The following is a 22,197-nucleotide window of genomic DNA, read 5'->3' as shown; positions in this document are numbered from 1 at the left end:
GGCGGCTCCACGCGTCGCGATGGAGCACCGTGCGACGGGCGTGCCTCGGGTAACGCGGCTAACTGCGCCGGGGCTCCATTTCTCCCCTCTGCCGTTCTTCGCTAAAGTAGGCCTGTCCCTGTAGCGGAGCACACCCATGCCCAACAGCATGAAAACCGAAGCCGAACAGCTAGTGCGCAGCCTGCCGGAACAGGCCAGTTGGGACGACCTGATGTACGAAATCTACGTTCGCCAGAAGATCGAACAAGGCTTGCGTGCAGCCGAAGAAGGTCGTGTGGTACCGCATGATGAAGTCAGAAGGCGCTTCGCTCTCGACCGATGAACATCGTCTGGACCGAACCTGCCGTCGATTCCCTGCAAGCCATCCGCGACTATGTCGCCCACGACAGCGTTTTCTACGCCGACCTCTTCGTCAATCGCCTCATCGACGCAGAGGAGTCGCTGCAAGCGTTCCCCGAGCGCGGCCGAGAAGTGCCTGAGGCCGGCAATTCTGCAGTGCGCGAGTTGCTTTTCCAGAATTACCGCATCATCTATCGCTCGCACGCGGCAGTTGTCGAAATTCTCGCCATCGTGCATGGCGCGCGCGACCTGTCGCTGATGCCCCGTCCGCCGTGGGAAGCCGGCTGATCTGTGCGATGAGAGTGTTTCCATAACGCTTGCGGCACGCGGATCAGATCAACGTTGTGGCTCGTCCGAATAGGTTAGAACAATGCGCCTTGGAGGGGGAACGGCTGGCCTTCTGTTTGAAGTGTTGACGACGGCGGTGCAGAAACCTGTTCCACCCCACCCAACCGCCACGCCAACCCCGAGATCCGCGCCGCATGCCTTGCCAGCGCTCCACGCAACACGGTTTCGCTGGCGGCCAGGTGCAACGTGCGCCGCGCGCGGGTGATGCCGGTGTAGACCAGTTCGCGGCTGAGCACGCGGGCGTCGCGGGTGGGCAGTTGCAGCCAGACGTCGTCGAACTCGCTGCCCTGCGCCTTGTGCACGGTCATGGCGAAGGCGCTTTCGTGCGCGGGCAGTGCGGCGGGGTGGAAGCCGCGGACCTGGCCGTCGCCCTCGCCTTCGAACCAGGCCACCAGGGCGCCCTGCGCATCTCTCAAACAAATGCCGACGTCGCCGTTGAACAGGCCGTGGCGGTAGCTGTTCTCGGTGATCAGCAGCAGGCGGCCGTGGAACCAGGGCGAGGCCGCGCCGAGGCGGCGCGCGCCGGCGCCGCTGTCGGCCAGCAGTTGTTCGATGCGGGCGTTGAGGCCGCGCGCGCCTTGCGCGCCGGCGCGTACGGCGGTGAGCAGGCGCAGGCGGGCGGCGTCGCGCAGGGAGGCCGCCGGATCTTCGGCGTCGGCCAGGGCGCGCCAGTGCGCGAGCAGGGCGTCGCGGCGGGCGGCGAGCGGGTCCTCGCTGTCTTCGTGGAAGTGCACGCCGGCCAGTTCGCCGCTGCGCAATAGGGCGAGCGCGGTGTCGGCGTCGCCGGCGCGTACGGCGTCGGCCAGTGGCGCGAGTTCGAAGCCCTGCGCCTGGCGGTAGCCGCGCAGCAGGTGCACGCGGTGGCCGGCGAGGCCGCCAGTATGCGTGTCGCTGGGGGTATGGCCGAGCAGCGGGTGCAGCGCTTGCGCGTCGTCCGGCTGCAGGGCGTCGCCGGGGCCGGCGGCCTGCAGGATGGCGGCGAGCACGTCGCCGGCTTCGACCGAGGGCAGCTGGTCGGCGTCGCCGAGCAGGATCAGTTGGGTGCCGTCGGCGACGGCTTCGACCAGTTTGCACATCAGCGGCAGGTCGACCATGGAGGCTTCGTCGACCACGATCAGGTCGAACGGCAGCGGGTTGTCGGCGTCGTGGCGGAAGCGCGGCAGGTCGGGGATGACGCCGAGCAGGCGGTGCAGGGTGCTGGCGCCGGCGGGTAGCGCGGCGGCCAGGGCCGGGTCGATGCCGTGGTCGAGCGCGCGTGTCACCGCCGCGCGCAGGCTCTCGGCCATGCGTTCGGCGGCGCGGCCGGTGGGGGCGGCCAGGGCGATACGCGGGGCGGTGGCCGCGCTGGCCTGCGCCTGCGCGATGCGCAGCAGCAGCAGGCGCGCGATGGTGGTGGTCTTGCCGGTGCCGGGGCCGCCGGTGACCAGCAGCAGGGCGCGGCGCAGGGCGAGTGCGGCGGCTTGGGCTTGGCGGTCGGTGGGGTGGTCGGGGGCGGACGTACCCTCGCCCGCGCTTCGGGCACCCTCTCTCCCACGGGGACTTCCTTCGGTCGCCGATGGGAGAGGGGAAGCGGCTGCGTTTGGAAACAGCTGCGCGAACAGCGGAGCGAGCGTAGCGACGTCGAAGGCGGGCAGCGGTTGCGCGGCGAGGCGGCGCAGGCCCTGCGCCAGGCGGCGCTCGTATTCGCGGTAGCGGCGCAGGTAGAGCAGGCCGTGTTCCAGGACCAGCGGGCAGTCGGCGGCCGCCGGCTCCTCCGGCGCGGGCTGGGCGATCCAGCGCGAGGCGGCGAGGGCGCGTTGCCAGTCGGTGGGATCCGGGAGTTGCGGCGGCGGGCCGTCGCGTGGGTCGAGCAGGACGTTGGCGTGGGCGGGATCCAGGCCGGCGTGGCCGCTGGCGACGGCCAGGGAGGCCAGGGCGGCGCCGGCCAGGACCAGGTCGGGGGTTTCTGCGTCCAGGCGGCTCAGGGTTTGGGCGAAGGCGTGGTCGAGCGTGCGCAGGGTGCCGCTGCGGTGGAGGGCGGCCAGAAGGTTGGGTTGGTTCACGGGGTGGGGGTTCCGTGGGCTGACCTACCCTCACCCCAACCCCTCTCCCGGGGGGAGAGGGGCTCAAGCGCGGCGCCGGCGGACAGGGCGTCGACGGCTTTGAAGGCGTGGTCGAGGGGAATTAGCGTGCCGCTGCGATGGAGGGCGGCTAGGAGGTTGGGTCGGTTCACGGGGTGGGCGCTCCGTGGGCGGACGTACCCTCACCCCAACCCCTCTCCCGGGGGGAGAGGGGCTCGAGCGGGGCGCCGGCGAACAGGGCATCTACGGCTTCGACCAGCGCGGGGTCGAAGCGCCAGGCGTGGACGCCCGGCGAGGGATCGCGGGTGGCGTCCAGGCCGCGGCAGAACAGGTAGCGCACGCCGCCGAAGTCGCGGGCGTAGTCGTAGGCCTCGCCCAGGCGGAAACGCAGCCAGCGGTGCAGCGCCACGGTGTAGATCAGCGCCTGCAGTTCGTATTCGCTGTGCGCCATCGCCCGCGCCAACGCGTCGGCGTCGTAGCTGGGCAGGCGGTTGGATTTGTAGTCGAGCACGTACCAGCGCCCGTCGTGCTGGTAGGTGAGATCGATCAGGCCGGTCATCAGGCCTTCCAGGCGCTGGCGCGCGCCGAACGCCTGGCGTTCGCCGACCACGCCGAAGCGGTGCAGCAGCGCCAGCAGCGCATCGACCCGGGTGGGGCGCATGGCGAAGTGGAATTCCATTTCGTTGCGGCGTTGCGGTTCGGGCACCGCGGCCAGGTGGGTGCCTTCGGGCAACGCGACGGTCAGGGTGTGGCCGACCAGGGCGGTGAGCATGGCCGCGCCATCCTCCAGTTCGTCCTGGGCGTAGCCGCCGCGTTGCAGGGCTTCGAGCAGTGCCGCGGTCTGCCCGTCCGGCGCCGGCTGGCCGGGATGCCAATCGCGCCAGGCGGCGAAGTCGCAGCGTTCGAACACGTCGTGCATGGCCACGCCGAAGCGGTTGCCGGTGAAGCGGCGGTCGAACGCTTCCACGTCCAGCGTCGTCGCGACCGCCTCGCTGGTGGACGGCTCGTCGCTGCCGCCGCTGCCGACCACGGTGGCGCTGGCCATCGGGTCGGCGGCGGCGCCGGCATCGGCATTGGCCAGCTGGGTGAAGCTGTACACCCACCACTCCGGCACAACATGCCGCTGCGGCACGCGTGCCGGCGGCACCTGGATTTCGTCGGCCAGCGGCAGGCGCGGCAGGGTGGCCGGCGGCGGCGTGGTGTCGATGGCGATCGCGCCCTCGCCTGCGGCCGCCTGCAACGCGTCCAGGTCGCCGACCATCGCCGCCAGCGCGGTGCGCTCGTGCTGGTGGAACGGGCCGGTGGCGATCCACAGCGCGTGCTCGGCGCGGGTCAGGCCGACGTAGAGCAGGCGCGCGTCCTCGGCGCGCTGTTCCTGTTTCCACGCGGCCTCGGCGGCGCTCCAGGCCGGGTCGTCCTTGCCCGTGTTCCAGTGCAGCTGGCGGCCGAGCGGCGGCGCGTGCACGACGCAGTGGCGGCCGGCGCCGCGGTCGCTGCGGCCGATGCCGATGTAGGGCAGGAACACCAGCGGATATTCCAGGCCCTTGCTCTTGTGCAGGGTCACGATCTGCACCCGGCGCGCGTCCGATTCCAGGCGCAGCTGCTGGGTCTCGTCGTTGTCGTCGGCATTGGCGATGCGCCGCGACAGCCAATCGACCAGGCCGTGCGGGCCGAGCGCGCGGGAGTCGGCTTCCTGCAGGGTTTCGGCCAGCTGCAGGTAGTTGGTCAGGCGGCGCTCGCCATCGACCAGCGCCAGCAGGCGTTGCGCGTGCGCGGCGCCGAGGTCGCCGATCAGCGCCAGCGGCCCGCCGCGCTGCCAGCGTTCGCGCCAGTCCAGCGCCTGCTGTTGCCAGCTGCGGTAGCGGTCGCCGTTGTGTTCGAGTGCGGCGATCGCGGCGGCGTCTTCGCCGATCAGCACCGTCGCCAGCGCCGCGCGCAGGCGGCTGTCGTCGCCCGGGTCGAGCAGCGCCTGCAGCAGGGTCAGCAGTTCCAGCGCTTCGTCGGTGGCGAACAGGCTCTGCCTGCCGGCGGCCACCGCGGGAATGCCGACTGCGCCCAGCGCCTGCTGGATGCGGGTGGCCTCGCCATGGCTGCGCACCAGCACCGCGATGTCGCCGGCCTGCACCGCGCGGCCGCCAAGCGTGGCGGTGCCGGCGCGGCCGCCGGCCAGCCAGTCGCGGATCGCGGCGACACAGGCGGCGGTGCACAGCGCGCGGGCGCGGCCGGCGCTCCACGGTTTGGGCTTGCCTGCGGATGTGTTTTTGGCCGCAGACGCGGCCGGCGGCGGCGGCGGTTGCGGCGCGCGCCACAGCGTGAGCGCCGGGGCGGTGGCGCCGTCGCGCTGCAGCTCGGCATCGTGGCGCTTGCTGCCGGGCTGCACCGGATGGAAGGCGATGCCGGCGGTCAGGAACGCCTGCGCATAGCCGGCCTGCGCGTACAGCGCGTCGATCGCCGCCAGCAGCGCGGGGCGCGAGCGGAAGTTGTGGCCGAGCGGCGGCGCCGGTTCGGCGTCGGCGGCCGCGGCCAGGTAGGTCTGCACGTCGCCGCCGCGGAAGCCGTAGATGGCCTGCTTGGGATCGCCGATCACGAACAGCGCCGGTTCCAGCCTCGCCTCGCGCGCCAGCGCGCCTTCGCCGAACACGTTGGAGAAGATCGCCCACTGGCGGTCGTCGGTGTCCTGGAATTCGTCCACCAGCGCGATGGCGTATTGCGCGCGCAGCCGCCGCGCCAGCGCTTCGGCTTGCGCACTGTCGGGCCGCAACGCGTGTGCGACGCCATCGACCAGGTCGTCGTAGGTCTGCACGCGGCGCTGGCGCTTGAGCAAGGCCAGCCGCTTCACTGCATCGCCGCGCAGCGCGTGCAGCAGGCGGATGCGGCGCCTGGCGCGCGCTTCCTCCAACCGCGCCAGTGCGGCCAGATAGCCGTCGATCTCGTGACTCATCGGCGAGGCCGGCGTGCGCCCGACGAATTTCTTGTTGGTGCCGGACGCCAGTTCCGCTGCCGTGAGCTTGATCAGCTTGGCGTGCGGCGCGAGGCCCGCCGCAGGCGCGGCGGCGAAGCCGTCGCACCAATGCCAGAGCGATGCCAGCCATTCCGGCTTGTAGCTGACCTTGCTCAGCACGCCGTCTTCGATGGCGGCGGCGATCGCGTCGAAGAATGCGGTGCCGTGCGCGTGGAACGCGGCGGCGAGCGCGGCGGCCGCGTCCTGCACGTGCTGCGTGGCCGCGGCGACATCGTCGGCCAGCACCGGTGCCGCCGGCAGCAGGTGCGGATGCCGCACCAGTTCGCGCAGGTCGCTGGCCAGCGCGTCGGGTCCGCCCGGCCATAGCGCGACCAGGTCGTCGGCCATCGCCGCGTCGGCGGCACGCTGGCGCCACAGGTCGGCGGCGACTTCGCCGAGCAGGTCGCGGTCGTTGGCCAGCAGTTCGGGCGCGGCGAAGGTCTGGCCGCTCTCCAGCGCGTGCTCGCGCAGCACCCGCGCGCAGAAGCCGTGGATGGTGAAGATGGCGGCGAGGTCGATTTCCTCCACCGCTTGTTGCAGGCGGCGGCGCAGGGCGGCGGAAGTTTCGTCGCTGGCGGCCAGGTGCGCGTCGAGGATCGCGCGGGTGAGAACGGCGTCCGGCGCTTCCTGTAGGAGCGGCTTCAGCCGCGACGGGGTGTCTGCGCTCCGGGACGGCGACAGGTCGTCCATGCTCTCTGTCGCGGCTGAAGCCGCTCCTACAGGAAGCGGGGCAGCGTCGGGCACCAGCGTCGCCGCGAGCGCCAGGCGCTCGCGGATGCGCCGGCGCAGTTCCTGGGTGGCGGCTTCGGTGAAGGTGACCGCGAGGATCTGGCCGATGCGCAGGCCGCGCTCGACCACCAGCCGGGTGAACAGGGTGGCCAGGGTGAAGGTCTTGCCGGTGCCGGCGCTGGCCTCGATCAGGCGCACGCCGTGCAACGGCAGGGTCAGGTAGGGGTCGTGTGCGGGGACGCTCATTCGGCGTCCTCCTGCGCGCCGCGCCACTGCCGCCAGCTTTCGGCCAGCCGTGCAGGATCGAGCGCGCTTCCGGCGCTGCCGCGTTCCAGCAGGGAGTACAACGTGTGGCTGGTGGCGGCGAAGTCGGCGAAGCGCTGCGCATCGGCGAACGGATCGCGACCGCGGTGCACCAGGCGCAATTCCGGCGTGGCCGCTTCGCTCCAGCCGAAGCTGGCCTGCCATTGCGCGGCGGCGTCCTTGATCGCCTTGTCGAGGTCGTCGTTGCGCGCGGCCTGGTAGTACTTCCAGCTGCTGTAAGGCGCGAACGCCAGCGGCGCCTGCAGTCCCTGCCGATACAGCCGCAGCAGGTCGGCCAGCGCCGCCTGCGCCTGCGCTGGCGGCAGCGGTTCGGCCGCGGTCGCGTCCATCGGATGCGGGCCGAGGCCGTCGTCGGCTTCGAAGAAACGCACGAACGGCGCGCGCTCGCCGGCGGCGCGCAGCAGCAGCCATTCCAGGCCGTGGCGGATCGCGGCGCGGCCGCCGATCGCACCGACCTGCACCCGGCCCACGCCGTTCGCATACCAGCCGGGCAGGCGACCATGCAGATCGACGCCGTCGAGGCGCAGCTGCAGCCGCTGCGATTGCGCCGGCGCGTCGCCACGCCACTGCGCGAACGCTTCCGCGTACGGGCGCAGCTGGCGCAGGCGTTCGTCTAGCAGGCGCCGGCCCAGCGGCCCGGACGGCAGCAGCGCGCGCGCGCGCAGGCGGGCGTATAGCGCATCGGTGGCGCCGCTCAGCACCGCCTCCAGCACCTGTTGCTGCAAGTCGTGTTGCTCCAGCCCGCTGCCCGGCGCCAGCAACGGTTCCAGATCGTTGTCCTCGCCGGCCGGGTCGGGCAGGCGCATGCCCAGGCGATGGCGCAGGAACTGCCCGGCCGGATCGGCGAACAGGCGGCGCAGGTCGTCGATCGAAACGCTGGTCGGCACGGCCATGTCATCCGCGGGCAATGCCGCGGCGACCCACGGCAGCAGCGCCTGGCGCTGTCCGGCCAGGCTGTCCACCGCCGGCCGCCACTGCCGGCGATAGCTGAAGCGGCGCGGATCGGCGCCGTCCTCGCCGAGCGCGCCGAACGCGGCGGCGGCGAACGGCTGCAGCGGGTGGCGCACCACGAGGGTTTCGCTGGCCTTCGGGTCGGCGTGGTACTGCGCGGCGCTGGCCAGCAGTTCGCTGACCAGCACCGACGGCTCGCGCACGCTGCCGTCGCGCGCATCGGCGCCGAGATAGCTGAGGTAGAACACGTCCTGCGCCGAGGCGAACAGCTGCAGGAACAGGAAGCGGTCGTCCTCGCGGGTGGAGCGGTCGCCGTGGCGGCGGCGCGCGCTGCCCAGTTCGGCGGTGAGGCGGTTGAGCCCGGCGGCCGGGTCGCGGCGCGGGAAGTCGCCGTCGTTCATGCCGAGCAGGCAGATGACGCGGAACGGCAGCAGCCGCATCGGCACCATGCGGCCGAAGCTGATGCCGCCGGTGAGCAGCGGCGCGCGTGTGTCCGATTCGCCCAGCACCGCGGCGAAATGCGCGCGCACCACCTCGGCCGGCACCTTGCCGGCGTATTCGGCGCGGGCGGCGTCGCGAGCGAACTGGTCGATCACGCTGCGCAGCCGGTCCAGCGCGCGTTGCGCACGCGGTGCCGACGGCGCCTGTGGGATCAACGCATCGAGCAGGCCGAGCAGGCATTCGCGCCAGTCGGCCGGGGCCATCGGCTCGGCCAGCATGGCCTGGTGACGGTCCAGCACGCGCAGCAGCCGCAGCAGCGTATCCAGCGCGACCAGCGCGCTGCCTTCCAGCTGCGGCCATGGCGCGACGCCGGCGATATCGTCCTCGGCGCCGCTGGCGTGGCCGAGCAGCAGCCGGTCCAGCGCGAAGCGCCAGGTGTAGGCGTCGTCGGCAGGCGCCTGGTGGTGGAACCGGTGCGCCGCATCCAGGCCCCAGCGCACGCCGGCGGCATGCAGCCAGCCGCGCAGGCGCTCCAGCCCGGTCTCGTCCAGCCCGGCGGCCTCGGCGATCGGCGCGCTGGCCAGCAGGTCGAGGATCTCGTGCAGGCCGAAGCGCGACAACGGCAGGCCGAGCAGGCTCAGGAACACTTCGGCCAGCGGCTCGCTGGCCAGCGGGCTGGCGTCGGCCAGCGCGTACGGCAGCGCGTCGTCGCGGCCGTGGCCGCCGAACACCGCGTCCAGGTAAGGCACGTAGGGATCGATGTCCGGCGACAGCACCGCGATCTCGCGCGGCTGCAGCGGTGGGTCGAAGCGCGGGTCGTCGAGCAGCGCGCGCAGCTGGTCGTGCAGCACCTGCAGTTCGCGCAGGCGGGTATGGCAGGCGTGGATCTGCAGGCTGGGATCGGCCAGGTCCACCTGCGGCAACGGTGGCGGCACGGCCGGCGCGCGGCGGTGGAACAGGTCGCTCTGCATGCGCCGCAACAGGCTGTCGCCGAGGCCGCCGTCGGCGAGCGGGCGCTGGCCGGAGGCCAGCGGATCGGCGTAGACCGCGATCTCGGCCAGCGGATGCACCACTTCGTAGTCGCCGACCAGCGCCATGAAATCGCGCCCGGCCGCGCCCCAGGCCTGCAGCAGCGGGTTTTCCTGCACCTGCGCGGCGAACAGATCGACGGCGCCGTCCTCGCGGCGGCGCTGCCACAGCGTCTGCAGGTCGCCCCAGTAGCCCTGGGTCGGCGTGGGCAGGTAGAAGTGCAGCGTGCCCACCCGCGCCTGGGTGGCGAGCACGCGCAGCACGTCGGGCGAGATGTTGAGGATGGCGAAGGCGAACAGCCGTTTCGGCAGGCCCTGCGGCAACGGGCCGTCGGGTCGCGCGTAGCGGTCCAGGTACTGGCCGATGCGGCGCGCGCGGTACTGGCGGCCGCTGGCGATCCTGCGCCACAAGCGCGCCTGTGGGTCGTCGGCGTCGGCGCCGCCTTCCCAGCGCAGCAGCCAGTCGCGGCGCCAGGCCTGGTATTTCTCGAACACGTTGCCCAGTTCGCCGGCCAGCGCCCAGGGCTTGAGCACGTCGCCGTCGGCCAGGTAGCCGGCCAGCGGTGCCAGTGCCGCGTCGCTGCCGAGATCGGCCTGCAACGCCGCGTACAGCCGCCACTGCGTGGTGGCCATGTCCAGATCGTCGGCGGCCGCGCCGAGGTTGGCGTCCAGCGCGCGCGCGACGAATTCGCCGGGGGTGAGGAATTCCAGATTGGCGGCGACGCCGTGCGCGGCGGCCAGCGTGGACTGCAGCCAGCGCCGCATCGCCACCTGCGGGATCAGCACTACCTCCGGCGCCAGCAGGGGCTGCTCCGGCACCGGCCGGCGCAGTTCCTCGGCGAGCAGGGCAGCCAGGGTATCCAGCGCGTTGGACGGGTACAGGCGGAAATCGGGCGCGGAAGGGGCGTGCATGCGTGCGGCATTGTGCCGGATGCGCGGGTGCGGCGTCGTTGCGGGATGCGAGATGCGGGTTGGCTGATAGCCGTAGTCGTAAGTGGAGCTCAGGCGGGCGCTGCCTTGTGCGCCCGACTCCGCGAGATGCTTTCGCGCCGGACCCTCACCCCAACCCCTCTCCCGGGAGGAGAGGGGCTAGTCGGCTGTTCCCTTCTCCCATCGGGAGAAGGTGCCCGAAGGGGCGGATGAGGGTACGGGCGCAGCCTCGTGTACCCAAACTCCGCGAGACGCTTCGCGCCTTACCCTCACCCCAACCCCTCTCCCGAGGGGAGAGGGGCTAGTCGGCTGTTCCTTCTCCCCTCGGGAGAAGTTGCCCCGAAGGGGCGGATGAGGGTACGGGCGCAGCCTCGTGTACCCGAACTCCGCGAGACGCTTCGCGCCGGACCCTCACCCCAACCCCTCTCCCGGTGGGAGAGGGGCTAGAGCCGTTCCCTTCTCCCATCGGGAGAAGGTGCCCCGCAGGGGCGGATGAGGGTACGGGCGCAGCCTCGTGCACCCAAACTCCGCGAGTCGCTCCGCGCCGGACCCTCACCCCAACCCCTCTCCCGACGGGAGAGGGGCTATAGGTCAGTACTTCTTCTCGACGTTGAACATCCAGGTCTGGTCGTTGCCGCTGTCGCCGTCGGTGACGCCGCGGTATTCGACGCGGGTGGACAGGCCCTGCTCGGTGGTGAACACCGCGTCCAGCCCCAGCATCAGCCGGTTGCGATCGAACACGCTCAGCCCGGTGCGGTACAGCAGGCCAGCGTCGACGATGTCGGCATAGCTCAGCGTGGCGTCGCCGCGGCCCTGGAAGTCGCGCTGGTATTCCACGCGCAGCTGCGGGGTGAACTGGCCCCAGCTCATCTCGCGACGCCACTCCAGGCGCAGGCCGAGGTTGCCGGTGGTGGTGGACACGTCCATGTCCGCGTAATGCAGCGCGTACGGCGCCATCGCCGCTTCGCTGTACGCGTCCAGCGTGGCGCGGGCCATGTCCACGCGGGCATACGGCGTGATCTGCCAATCGCCATGCTGCAGGTCGGCGCCGGTGGACACCGAGCCGATCCACTGGCTGCCGTCGCGGCGGCCTTCGGCCAGTTCGCCGTTGCCGGTCACGTAGCGGCGCAGGTCGTAGGACAGCAGCTGGTAGCCGACCAACGTGTCGAAGAAGAAATGCCGGCCCGGGTGGAAGCTGGCATACAGCGCCAGCGTGTACGCGGTGGCCTTGCTGCGGCTGCCGTTGTTGCCGACATCGCTGTCGTCGCGGCCCCAGCCCACGCCCGCACCCAGCGCCAGCGCATCCGACGCGCGATAGTCGGCGCCCATGCTCAGGCCGTCGGTCTGGAAGTCCACGCCGGCACGCTGGCTCTGCTTGTCCAGGCTGCCGGAGCGGATCGCACCGCCCACCCACAGGCCGAGTTCGCCGTTGACCGCGGTCTTGCCGGTCGACGGCGCCGCCGCCGCATCGCCGGTGTCGGTATCCGCATCCCAGGTAGGCTGGCTGCACGGCTGTGCGCCCACGCCGCGTTCGGCTTCACGGCAATGCGACCGCGAGGTGGACTGGAAGCTCAGGTTGTTGTCGAAGCCGCGATCGCCGCGATGGGTCGCCTCCAGCCGGCGCTGGAAGTTGTCGATCTGCGCCTTGGCGAAGCGCCGGGTCGATTCGGCCTGCGCATCGATCAGGCCGCGCACTTCCGCATCCAGGCTCGGATCCGGACGCGGCGCGACCACGAACACGATGGCCGCTTCGGCCGACGTCGCATACGCGTTGGACAGGGTGAAGCGCACCGTCGCCTGGCCGGAGAACGCCGGGTTCGGGGTGAAGGTCATCACGAAGCTGGGGCCATCGGCCGCCGCCGCGGTCGGAACGCCCGCCGCCGCCGCGCCACCGCTGCGGGTGATGGTCGCGCTACCGGCATTGGCCGGCATGATCGCCACCAGCGCGGCGGCCACGAATGGCCCGCCGGTCGCGTTGCGGGTCAGGTCGACCGCTTGCGCTTCGCCGGGTACCGCCTGCGCCGTCGCCGAGACCGCAACCGGGCGCGCATTGACGGTGATGGTGACCGTGGCCGGCGCCGACGTGCCGCCGGCGCCGGTGGCGGTATAGCTCAGGGTGTCGGCGCCGACATAGCCGGCCGCCGGCGTGTAGACCAACTGCACGCCACTGACCACCGCGGTGCCGTGGGTCGGCGCGGTGGTCACCGCGATCGTGTCGATGCTGCCGGTGTCGTTGCCGGTCACCGCCAGCGTCAGCGCGGTATCGACCAGCGTACCGCCAGTGTCGTTCACCGCCACCGGTGCCGGCACCGCCGCGGCGATCGCCAGGGTGTAGGCCTGCGCGGCGCCGAAGCCATGCGCGTCGGTCACGCTGACGGTAAAGGCGGCGTTGCCGGCGGCGGTCGGCGTGCCCGCGAGCACGCCGGCGGCGGTCAGGGTGAGGCCGGCCGGCAGCGTGCCGGCGCTGACGCTGTAGCTGTACGGCGCAGTGCCGCCACTGGCGCTCAGGGTCTGGCTGTAGCCGGTGCCCACCGTGCCGGCGGCCAACGTCGGCGGCGCGATGACCAGCGTCGGCGCGGCGACGCTCAAGGTGTAGGCGTAGCTCACCTGTGCGGCCACGCCGGCCGTGCTGTCGGTCGCGGTCACGGTGAAGGCGAAGCTGCCGGCCACGGTCGGGGTGCCGGACAGCACGCCGCCCGTGGTCAGGGTCAGCCCGGCCGGCAGCGCGCCGGCGCTGATCGTGTAGCTGTACGGCGCAGTGCCGCCGCTCGCGCTCAGGGTCTGGCTGTACGCGGTGCCGGCGATGCCGGCGGGCAAGGTCGGCGGGGTGATGGTCAGCGTCGGCGAAGCGATGCTCAAGGTGTAGCTGCGGCTCGCCTGCGCGGCCACGCCGGCCGTGCTGTCGGTCGCGGTCACGGTGAAGGCGAAGCTGCCGGCCACGGTCGGGGTGCCGGACAGCGCGCCGCCCGCGGTCAGGGTCAGCCCGGTCGGCAGCGCGCCGGCGCTGATCGCGTAGCTGTACGGCGCGGTGCCGCCGCTCGCGCTCAGGGTCTGGCTATACGCGGTGCCGATGGCGCCGGCCGGCAGCGTCGGCGGCGCGATGGTCAGCGTCGGCGAGGCGATCGACAGCGTATAGGCCTGCGCGGCGCCGAAGCCGTGCGCGTCGGTGACGCTGACGGTGAAGGCGAAGTTGCCGGCCACGGTCGGGGTGCCGGACAGGACGCCGCCCGTGGTCAGGGTCAGGCCCGTCGGCGCTACACCGGCGCTGATCACGTAGCCGTACGGCGCGGTGCCGCCGCTGGTGCTCAGGGTCTGGCTGTAGGCCGTGCCGATGGCGCCGGCCGGCAAGGTCGGCGGCGCGATGGCCAGCGTCGGCGACACGATGCTCAGGCTGTAGCTCTGGCTCGCCTGCCCGGCGGTGCCGGTAGTGCTGTCGGTCGCGGTCAGGCTGAAGTTGAAATTGCCGGCCACCGTCGGCGTGCCGCTGAGCGCACCGGTCGCGCCGTTGACCGTGACGCCGGCCGGCAACGCGCCGGCGCTGAGCGTGTAGGTGTACGGCGCGATGCCGCCGGTCGCCGGGTTGATCGCGGCCGTATACGCCTGGCCGGCGGTGCCGCCGGCCAGGGTGGTGGCCGGCAGGGTGATCGTCGGGCTGGCCACGGTCAACGTGTAGGCGCGGCTGCCGCTGGTGGGGCTGCCGCCGCTGTCGGTGGCGGTCACGGTGAAGTTGAAGCTGCCGCTGGACGTCGGGGTGCCGGACAGCACGCCGCCCGGGCTCAACTGCACTCCGACCGGCAACGTACCGGCGCTGACGGCGAAGCTGTACGGCGCAGTGCCGCCGCTGGCGCTCAGGGTCTGGCTGTAGGCACTGCCTGCGGTCGCCGCCGGCAGCGATGCCGGACTGACCGTCACCACCGCATCGTCGTTGAGGATGGTGCCGGTGCCGGTGGCGCGGGCGATGCTCGCGTTGCTGGCGCCGGACAGGCCGACGTTGAAGGTTTCGTTGGGTTCGACCGCGGTGTCGCCGTTGACGGTGATGGCCACGCCCTGCGCGGTGACGCCCGGCGCGAAGGTCAGCGTGCCGGAGCGCGCGACGTAGTCGCTGCCCGCGGTGGCGGTACCGTCGGCGGTGGCGTAGTTGACCGACACGGTCTGGCCGCTGGCCGCGCTCAGGCTCACCGTGAAGGTGGCCGTGGTGGTGCCGCTGTTGCCTTCGTTGACGCTGACGTCGTCGATCGACAACGCGGGCTGCGCATCGTCGTTGACGATGGTGCCCTGGCCCTGCGCATCGGCGACGGTGGCGCCGGTGACGTTGCTGACGTTGACGAAGAAGGTCTCGTTGGGTTCGTTGAGCGTGTCGCCGTTGACCAGCACGGTGAAGGTCGCGCTGCTGCTGCCGGCGGGGATGGTCTGCCCGGTCAGGCTGGACGCGACATAGTCCACGCCCGCGGTGGCGGTGCCGTCGGCGGTGGCGATGTCGAAGCTGACGCCGCCGGCACCGGCCGGCTGGCTCAGCGAAATGGTGAAGGTGGCGTTGCTGGTGCCGGCATCGCCTTCGCTCAGGGAGACGTCGTTTATCGACAGCGACGGCTGGTCGTCGTTGAGGATGGTGCCGGTGGCGCTGTTCGGCGAACCCACGCTGTAGCCGCTGCCCGCGGCGAGGCTGATCACCACGGTCTCGTCGGGTTCGACGGTGCTGTCGGCGGTCGGATTGATGGTGATGGTGCCGCTGGTCTGGCCGGCGGCGATCACCAGCGGCGAACTCACGGCCGCGTAGTCGGTACCCGATGTGGCGGTGCCGCCGACGCTGAAGGCGACCGACACCGCACTCTGCGCGGCCTGGTCGAGGCTGACGGTGTAGGTGAGATTGGTGGCGCCGTCCTCGGATACGCTGGAGGGGGACACCGTGATCGACGCGGTGGGCAGGTCGTCGTTGAGGATGGTCGCGGTCGCGCTGGACGGATTGCCGATGCCATAACCGCTGCCGCTGGCCACATTGAACACGACCGTCTCGTCGGCCTCCACCGTGGTGTCGGCGACCGGAGTGACATTGAAGCTGACCGAAGCGGTATTGGCGGGCACCACGACGCTGGTCACCGCACCCGTGTAGTCGGTACCGCTGGTGGCGGTGCCGCTGCGGGTGAGGTTCACCGTGGTCGCCGAGCTGCTGGTCTGGCTCAGGGTCACCGTGTAGGTGAAGACGGTGCCGCTGTCTTCGTTGGCGCTCGACGGACTCACCGCGATGCTGGCCGACAGCGCCGGGGTGATGGTGATGTTGACGGTGATGGTGTCGCCGGCGCCATCCTCCAGCGGGAAGGTATCGCTGGTGGCGCTATCGCCATTGTGGGTATAGGTGATGATCTGCGTGCCCTGCGCTCCGCTCGGATTGGGCACGACGAGCGTGCCATGCGGAGGCTGTACGCCATTCCAGCCGATACCGATATCGTCCGCTCCTGTGCCATCGCAGGTGGTGACATCGATCTGTACCGATCCGCCTTGCACAACGGTGGCATTCACCGTTGGGCAATATTGGGATGCCGCCGCTGCGGCCGTGCCGGAATGCAGCGCGCTCAACAGCAGCAGCGCAAAAACCAGCGGCCAACGCAAAGCGACGCGCATGTTCGCGAACATAATGGTGCAATTCGTAGACATATTCCATTTCCCCGGAAGATCGCGCCACCCCACTGGCGCCGGCAACGCTCCTGGTGCCTCAGACAGCGCGGATATAGGCCTGAAAAGGCGTATTCCCCTCCACGCTGCGGCGGCATTTGAACAGAAAATTCACATATTGGTAAAGCAACAAATGCGCTCAGGCTGTCTGATTCAGCATTATCAAGACTTGCATCGCGCAAAAGACGTGATTAAGTATTCTGGCGCCAGACACGATGTCCGTCGCTAAACAATCGGGGGGAGATCCGCATGAGCGAGTTCTTCGTCGGTCAGATCATGCTGACCGGTTTCGTTTTCGCGCCCAAATATTTTGCGCAGTGCAACGGCCAGCTGCTGCCGGTCAACCAGAACCAGGCGCTGTTCAGCCTGCTCGGCAACCGTTTCGGCGGCAATGGCAGCACCAACTTCGCGCTGCCCGACATGCGCGGACGCACGCCCATCGGCTATTCGCCTTCGGCCGATCCGAACTGGCAACCTTCGCCACCGCCGCTGGGCCAAAGCGGCGGCGCGGAGAACGTTTCGCTGCTGCCCAGCAACCTGCCGGCGCACAACCATTTGCTGGAATGCACCAACACCGCAGGTAACAATCGCAATCCTGCCGGCCGCTCGTTCGCCAACAACGCCAGCACCTCGGGGCCGGCCACAGCGCTGTATGCGGCGCCTGGCACATTGATGGCGCTGAATCCGGCAACCGCCAGCCCGGCGGGCGGCAGCCAGCCGCATCCGAACCTGCAGCCGTACACCACGATCAATTTCTGCATCGCACTGTCCGGCATCTTCCCTTCGCGCAGCTAGGCAATCGCACCCCAGGCGCGCGGCGCACCACGACCAGGAAGGACACCATGGCCACTCCATTCATCGGCGAAATCCGTTTGTTCGGCTTCGGCCGCACCCCGCAGGGCTGGCAGGCATGCGACGGCACCCTGCTGTCGATCTCCGAATACGAAACCCTGTTCGTGCTGATCGGCACGCTCTACGGCGGCGATGGGCAGAATACGTTCGCGGTACCGGACCTGCGCGGGCGCGTGCCGCTGCACCAGGGCCAGGGACCGGGCCTGAGCAACTATGTCATCGCCCAGCGCGCGGGCACCGAGACGGTGGCGCTGACCGAATTGCAGATGCCGGCGCACACGCACACGGTGGTCGCCACCACCGCCGCGGCGACGGCGACCGCGCCGTCCGGCCTGTTGCCCGGCACGGTCGCCGGCGATGTGTTCTACGTGAGCGACGGCACCGGCGCCACCGCGACGCCGATGGCCACGCAGTCGACCACGATCACCGGCGGCGGGCAACCGCACGAGAACACCATGCCCACGTTGACGGTGCAGTACTGCATCGCCACTGCCGGCATCTTCCCGCAGCAGAGCTGATCCCATTCGCCGCGCCGCGCTGGCCGCGGCGCCTGCCCGTTCCACCGGAGGAATGCATCCATGACCGAACCCTACATCGGCGAAATCCAGCTGTTCGGCTTCGATTTCAATCCCGTCGGCTGGGCATTGTGCAATGGCGCCACGCTGCCGATCGCACAGAACACAGTGCTGTACTCGCTGCTGGGCGTGGCCTACGGCGGCAACGGCTCCAGCACTTTCCAGCTGCCGAATTTCTGCGCGCGCGCCGGCTGCGAGCAGGGCCAGGGCGGCGGGTTGACCAACCGCCAGCGTGGCGATGCCTTCGGCAGCGTCGGGGTCAGCCTGCTGAGCACGCAGATCCCGCCGCACGATCACGGCATCGTCTCGTTCTCGCAGACGGATCGAACCAAGAAAAGCGGCACGCCCGCCAACGGCGCGGGCTTGTCCGCGCTGGGCAGCAGCACGGCACGTCCCTTCGCGACGGTACAGCAGCCCGAGACGCAATTTTCGCCGACCGCGCTGCTGCCCACCGGCAATGGCGTGGCGCACGAGAACCGGCAGCCCTACCTGGCGGTGAACTTCTGCATCGCGCTGTCCGGAGACTATCCGGCGTTCGGCTGAGGCCAGCGCCGTGACCGCGGCCGGCTTCCCGGATCGGGGCGATCGCCTCGTCGCGCCGGCGGCGCTGCGTGCGCGCGGCATCGCCCTGCGCGCCGCGCGCGATGCCGACCTGCCCTGGCTGCGCGACCTGTACGCCAGCACCCGCAGCGCGGAACTGGCGGCGGTGCCATGGCCCGAGGCGGCCAAGCGCGCATTCCTCGACCAGCAGTTCGCGCTGCAGCACGCGCACTACCTGCGCCACTTCGCCGACGCCGACTTCCTGATCGTGGAAACCGCGCAGGCGCCGCTGGGCCGGCTCTACCTGCAGCGCGGCGCGGCGCAACACGTGCTGGTCGATATCAGCCTGTTGCCGGCCTGGCGCGGGCAAGGCGTGGGCACGGCGCTGATCGCGCAGGCGCAGGCACTGGCGGCCGCGGCCGGATGCGCGCTGTCGCTGCACGTGCTGCATGCCAATCCCGACGCGCAGCGCCTGTATGCGCGACTGGGCTTCGTCGCCGGCGAGGCCAGCGACACCCACCTGGAGATGCATTGGCGCGCCGCCTGCGCGGCGCCGGCGCTCAGTTGAAGACCGCCTGGTACAGGAAGCCGTCGCGTTCGCGCGCCACCGGCACCAGGAAGATCCCCAGTTCGCCCAGCCGCGCGTGCCGCATCCGGTAGGTCTGCTGCGGGAACAGGAACGAGGAGGTATTGCGGAACAGCAGCGAGAACGGCGCGCGCGGCGCGGCCGTCTTGATCGGCAGGGGCCGGGCTTCGACCAGCACGAACGAAATCTCGCCCTCGTTCAACTCCGCCGCGAAGGTCTCGTTCACGCTCCCGGCGAAATGTTCCAACGTCAGCAATTCCATGCACGACTCCCTGTCGCGGCGCCATCGCCGCCCTGCATCGTGGCGCGACCCGGCACTGCATACAAGACCGGCACCGCGACGGCACCCGGATCCAGCGATTCGGCGATGGAGGCGGCCTCGCTTGAGCGGCACCGGACCGCGCGCAGCGGCGGCGGCGACGGCCATGCGGTTCCTGCCGCGACGCGTGATCGTAAGGCCTGCGGACACCCGCGCCGGAGCCGCCGGCGCTGTGTCACCCGCACCGGCAAACCGGACAGCCCCAGGCCCAATACACGCTGTTGCATGTACGGCATCCCCGGACCACGCGCACACGGGCTTCACGGATGCGACAATACTGCACGGCCCAGTTCGGTTAAGTTCAGCGGACTGGTTCAATCCTGTGTTGATTTTTCGTTAAAGGCCGCGATGGCGTCTTCCGAATCCAATGTGGTGCAGCTGTCGGGCGTGCGCATCGACCGTGGCGGCCGCGCGATCCTGCGCGATGTCTCGCTGGCGGTGCCGCGCGGCAGCATCACCGCCGTGCTCGGCCCGTCGGGCAGCGGCAAGTCGACCCTGTTGGCGGCGCTGACCGGCGAGCTGGTGCCGGTCGCAGGCACGGTCGAGGTCTTCGGCCAGCCCTTGCCGCGCGGCAGCCGCGCGCTGCGCGAGACGCGCAAGAGCATCGGCGTGCTGCTGCAGGGCAACGGCCTGCTCACCGACCTGAGCGTGGCCGAGAACGTGGCGCTGCCGCTGCGCGCCCACACCCGCCTGCCCGAGCCGGTGCTGCAACGGCTGGTGGCGCTGAAGCTGCATGCGGTGGGCCTGCTCGCCGCCGCCGACGCCTGGCCGCGCGAGCTGTCCGGCGGCATGGCGCGGCGCGTGGCGCTGGCCCGCGCGCTGGCCCTGGACCCACCGCTGATGATCTACGACGAACCGCTGACCGGCCTGGACCCGATCGCCTCCGGGGTGATCATGAGCCTGATCCAGCGCCTCAACGACACCCTCGGCCTGACCAGCATCATCGTCAGCCACCACGTCCACGAGACCCTGCCGATCTGCGACCAGGCGGTGGCCATCGCCAATGGCGGCGTGGTCTTCGCCGGCACTCCGGACGCGCTGCAGGCCAGCGCCGACCCGCTGCTGCAGCAGTTCCTGCACGGCCGCCCGGACGGCCCGATCCCGTTCGATGCGCCGGCGCGCCCGCGGAGTGCCGCCTGATGGGCGCCGTCGCCTCGATCCGTGCGCTGGGCCGCGCCGGGCTGTTCTCGATCACCGTGCTGCGCGGTTCGCTGCCGACCCGCGATTTCCTGGCCGAACTGGTCCGCGAGATCTACAAGGTCGGCGCGCGCTCGCTGCCGATCATCGCCGTCGGCGGCGCCTTCGTCGGCCTGGTGCTGACCCTGCAGGGCTACCGCACGCTGCAGACCTACGGCGCCTCCGATGCGCTGTCCACGCTGCTCGGGCTGTCGCTGTACCGCGAGCTGGCGCCGGTGCTGACCGCGCTGCTGTTCATCGGCCGCGCCGGCAGCTCGATCGCCGCCGAACTGGGGCTGATGCGCGCGACCGACCAGATCAAGGCGCTGGAGCTGATGGCGATCGACCCGGTGGCCAAGGCGGTGGCGCCGCGCTTCTGGGCGGCGGTGCTGACCGTGCCGCTGCTGACCGGCATCTTCTGCTCGCTGGCGATCAGCGCCAGTTACTTCGAAGCGGTGCACGTGCTGGGCCTGGACAAGGGCACGTTCTGGTCGGCGCTGTCGAGCAGCGTGGATTTCTGGGACGACTTCGGCGTGGCGATGCTGAAGTCGGCGGTGTTCGGCGGCACCGCGGCGCTGGTGGCCTCGTATGTGGGCTTCCACGCCGAGCCGACCATCGAGGGCACCTCGGTGGCCACCACCCGCGCGGTGGTGAACGCCTCGCTGCTGGTGCTGATGTTCAATTTCGTCCTGTCGGCGCTGCTGTTCCAGTAGGGACCGCGCGCCACCGTCCGCCCTCGCCGGCGGGCGCTTGCGCAACACCGGCCGCGGCACTGTCGCCGCGGCCCAGATGAATCAACAAGGTAGACACGTTATGGCTATCCGTGGTCCCCGTCTCGAGTTCGCCGTCGGCGCCTTCCTGCTGCTGGGTCTGGCCTCGCTGCTGGTGCTGGCGCTCGCTTCCACCAACCGCCAGTGGGGTTTCGGCGGCGGGCGCTACGAGCTGACCGCCCGTTTCTCGCAGATCGGCCAGCTGCGCCAGCAGGCGCCGGTGAAGATCGGCGGGGTGATCATCGGCCAGGTGGCCAAGATCGAGCTGGACCCGGCCAAGTTCGACTCGGTGGTGACCCTGGCCATCGACGACCGCTACAAGGACCTGCCGGCCGACACCTCGGCCGGGATCCTGACCAGCGGCCTGCTCGGCGAGAGCTATGTCGGCCTGCAGCCCGGCGGCGACCCCGACACGCTCAAGCCCGGCCAGGAGATCGCCTTCACCCAGCCGGCGGTGGACCTGATCCAGCTGGTCGGCAAGTACATGTTCGGCGGCGGCAGCAGCAGCGGCGGTAACGCCGGCGCGACGCCCGCTGCCGCATCCTCCGCGAACACCGCCACTCCCTCTACGGAAACGGAACCCAAGCCATGACCAACAAACTGCTTTCCGCCGCTCTCGCCGCCGCCCTGGCCGTCGCCGCACCCGCCATCGCGCTGGCCCAGGCCGCGCCTGCCGCTGCCGCCGCCCAGCAGGGTTCGGCCAGCAAGGTCGTGCTCGACAACAGCACCCGCATCCTGACCACGCTGGAACAGCGCCGCGCCGAGTTCAAGAACAACAACGCCGCGCTCAAGCAGTTCATCGACAGCGAGATGAACAAGTCCTTCGACCGCGACTACGCCGCGCGCCTGGTGCTCGGCGTGCACGGCCGCGGCGCCTCCGATGCCGACGTCAAGCTGTTCGCCGACGCGATGGCCGACAACCTGATGCAGCGCTACGGCACCTCGCTGCTGACCTTCGAAGGCAAGCCGCAGGTGCGGGTGAAGTCGGAAACCCCGCTGCCGGGCGGCCGCGGCGCCAAGGTCTCCACCGAACTGCTGCGCAGCGGCGGCGACCCGATCCCGGTCGATTACCTGGTGCGCAACGTCGGCGGCAGCTGGAAGATCTTCGACGTGATGGTGGAAGGCGTGTCGTACGTGCAGACCTTCCGCAACCAGTTCGACACGCCGCTGCGCACCAAGTCGATCCCGCAGGTCGCGGCCGATCTGCGCAACGGCGCGCTGCAAGTGGCACCGGCGAGCAACAGTGGCAAGTGAGCCACGCCTGCGTCGCGACGGCGACACGCTCGCGCTGAGCGGCGTGCTCGACCGCGCCGCGGCCACCGCGCTGTGGCCGGCGGCGCTGCCGCTGCTGGCCGGCGCGCGCGCGCTGGACCTGCGCGAGGTGGCGCAGGTGGACAGCGCCGGCCTGGCGCTGCTCGCCGAACTGGCCGCACGCCTGCGTGCGCAGGGCCAGGCCGAGGTCGCCATCCATGGCGCCCCGGCCGGCCTGACCGAATTGAGCGCCGCCTACCGGCTGGCGCCGACCCTGGATTTCCAATCTCCCCTGGCGGCGAGCTGA

The 22,197-nt window shown here is 70.9% G+C and carries 17 protein-coding genes; 12 read left to right on the top strand and 5 right to left on the bottom strand.

Translation table 11 applies throughout. The features are described 5' to 3' along the window. The first annotated feature begins 136 nt into the window (after nucleotides 1-136). Both HDC36_RS19350 and HDC36_RS19345 read left to right on the top strand, forming a co-directional pair. The gene (locus tag HDC36_RS19350; RefSeq protein WP_080627620.1) at nucleotides 137-322 is read left to right on the top strand and encodes a hypothetical protein; all 186 of its coding nucleotides are present in this window, start codon (nucleotides 137-139) and stop codon (nucleotides 320-322) included. Then, a complete protein-coding gene (locus HDC36_RS19345; protein ID WP_179570491.1) occupies nucleotides 319-627 on the top strand; it encodes a type II toxin-antitoxin system RelE/ParE family toxin in 309 nt (102 codons plus the stop codon). The genes HDC36_RS19350 and HDC36_RS19345 overlap by 4 nt, the downstream gene beginning before the upstream one ends. A 74-nt stretch (nucleotides 628-701) precedes the next feature. Here HDC36_RS19345 and recD read toward each other — a convergent pair whose 3' ends face one another. The 4 genes from recD to HDC36_RS19325 form a co-directional block, all read right to left on the bottom strand. Further along, nucleotides 702-2,729, bottom strand: coding sequence for an exodeoxyribonuclease V subunit alpha (gene recD / locus HDC36_RS19340; RefSeq protein WP_179570490.1), 2,028 nt, complete (start codon nucleotides 2,727-2,729; stop codon nucleotides 702-704). A 166-nt stretch (nucleotides 2,730-2,895) separates the two neighbouring features. Then, complete coding sequence (recB, locus tag HDC36_RS19335; RefSeq protein ID WP_179570488.1) at nucleotides 2,896-6,723, bottom strand: exodeoxyribonuclease V subunit beta; 3,828 nt, start codon at nucleotides 6,721-6,723, stop codon at nucleotides 2,896-2,898. Further along, a complete protein-coding gene (recC, locus tag HDC36_RS19330; protein ID WP_179570486.1) occupies nucleotides 6,720-10,133 on the bottom strand; it encodes an exodeoxyribonuclease V subunit gamma in 3,414 nt (1,137 codons plus the stop codon). The genes recB and recC overlap by 4 nt, the downstream gene beginning before the upstream one ends. Before the next feature lie 609 nt (nucleotides 10,134-10,742). Then, nucleotides 10,743-15,770, bottom strand: a complete 5,028-nt coding sequence (locus HDC36_RS19325) for a putative Ig domain-containing protein (protein ID WP_179570485.1) — start codon at nucleotides 15,768-15,770, stop codon at nucleotides 10,743-10,745. On the opposite strand from HDC36_RS19325, the gene HDC36_RS19320 reads away from it, so the two are divergent. The 5 genes from HDC36_RS19320 to HDC36_RS19300 all read left to right on the top strand — a co-directional run bounded on the left by HDC36_RS19320 (nucleotide 15,658) and on the right by HDC36_RS19300 (nucleotide 18,356). Next, entirely contained in the window at nucleotides 15,658-16,050 is a 393-nt protein-coding gene (locus tag HDC36_RS19320; RefSeq protein WP_179569492.1) for a hypothetical protein, read from the top strand. The genes HDC36_RS19325 and HDC36_RS19320 overlap by 113 nt on opposite strands. 20 nt (nucleotides 16,051-16,070) lie before the next feature. Beyond that, nucleotides 16,071-16,616 (top strand): tail fiber protein, encoded by a 546-nt coding sequence (locus HDC36_RS19315; protein ID WP_179570484.1) that lies wholly within the window; start codon nucleotides 16,071-16,073, stop codon nucleotides 16,614-16,616. Nucleotides 16,617-16,663: 47 nt separating this feature from the next. Next, complete coding sequence (locus HDC36_RS19310) at nucleotides 16,664-17,191, top strand: tail fiber protein (protein ID WP_179570483.1); 528 nt, start codon at nucleotides 16,664-16,666, stop codon at nucleotides 17,189-17,191. Between the two features lie 60 nt (nucleotides 17,192-17,251). Beyond that, nucleotides 17,252-17,791 carry a tail fiber protein gene (locus tag HDC36_RS19305; RefSeq protein WP_179570482.1) on the top strand — a complete coding sequence of 180 codons (540 nt, stop codon included), beginning with the start codon at nucleotides 17,252-17,254 and terminating at the stop codon, nucleotides 17,789-17,791. Nucleotides 17,792-17,855: 64 nt separating this feature from the next. Next, the gene (locus tag HDC36_RS19300) at nucleotides 17,856-18,356 is read left to right on the top strand and encodes a GNAT family N-acetyltransferase (protein WP_218848604.1); all 501 of its coding nucleotides are present in this window, start codon (nucleotides 17,856-17,858) and stop codon (nucleotides 18,354-18,356) included. Here the strand turns inward: HDC36_RS19300 and HDC36_RS19295 are convergent. Continuing rightward, nucleotides 18,349-18,636 carry a hypothetical protein gene (locus tag HDC36_RS19295; protein ID WP_179570480.1) on the bottom strand — a complete coding sequence of 96 codons (288 nt, stop codon included), beginning with the start codon at nucleotides 18,634-18,636 and terminating at the stop codon, nucleotides 18,349-18,351. The genes HDC36_RS19300 and HDC36_RS19295 overlap by 8 nt on opposite strands. A 405-nt stretch (nucleotides 18,637-19,041) precedes the next feature. Here HDC36_RS19295 and HDC36_RS19290 point away from each other — a divergent pair, with 405 nt between their 5' ends. From HDC36_RS19290 to HDC36_RS19270, 5 genes are all read left to right on the top strand, one after another. Continuing rightward, nucleotides 19,042-19,833 (top strand): ATP-binding cassette domain-containing protein, encoded by a 792-nt coding sequence (locus tag HDC36_RS19290; protein WP_179570478.1) that lies wholly within the window; start codon nucleotides 19,042-19,044, stop codon nucleotides 19,831-19,833. Beyond that, nucleotides 19,833-20,582: an MlaE family lipid ABC transporter permease subunit gene (locus HDC36_RS19285; RefSeq protein ID WP_003466288.1), complete on the top strand. Its 750-nt coding sequence runs from the start codon at nucleotides 19,833-19,835 to the stop codon at nucleotides 20,580-20,582. Before HDC36_RS19290 ends, HDC36_RS19285 begins: the two co-directional genes overlap by 1 nt. A 100-nt stretch (nucleotides 20,583-20,682) precedes the next feature. Further along, complete coding sequence (mlaD, locus tag HDC36_RS19280) at nucleotides 20,683-21,231, top strand: outer membrane lipid asymmetry maintenance protein MlaD (RefSeq protein WP_179570476.1); 549 nt, start codon at nucleotides 20,683-20,685, stop codon at nucleotides 21,229-21,231. Next, the gene (locus HDC36_RS19275) at nucleotides 21,228-21,893 is read left to right on the top strand and encodes an ABC transporter substrate-binding protein (protein WP_179570475.1); all 666 of its coding nucleotides are present in this window, start codon (nucleotides 21,228-21,230) and stop codon (nucleotides 21,891-21,893) included. Before mlaD ends, HDC36_RS19275 begins: the two co-directional genes overlap by 4 nt. Beyond that, entirely contained in the window at nucleotides 21,883-22,197 is a 315-nt protein-coding gene (locus tag HDC36_RS19270; RefSeq protein ID WP_179570474.1) for an STAS domain-containing protein, read from the top strand. Before HDC36_RS19275 ends, HDC36_RS19270 begins: the two co-directional genes overlap by 11 nt.

The sequence above is a fragment of the Xanthomonas sp. JAI131 genome (assembly GCF_013410075.1).
In the GTDB taxonomy this organism is placed as follows: Bacteria; Pseudomonadota; Gammaproteobacteria; order Xanthomonadales; family Xanthomonadaceae; genus Xanthomonas_A; species Xanthomonas_A bonasiae.
The sequence above is the reverse complement of the archived record's forward strand: the minus strand, read 5'-3'. Positions and strand labels throughout refer to the sequence as shown.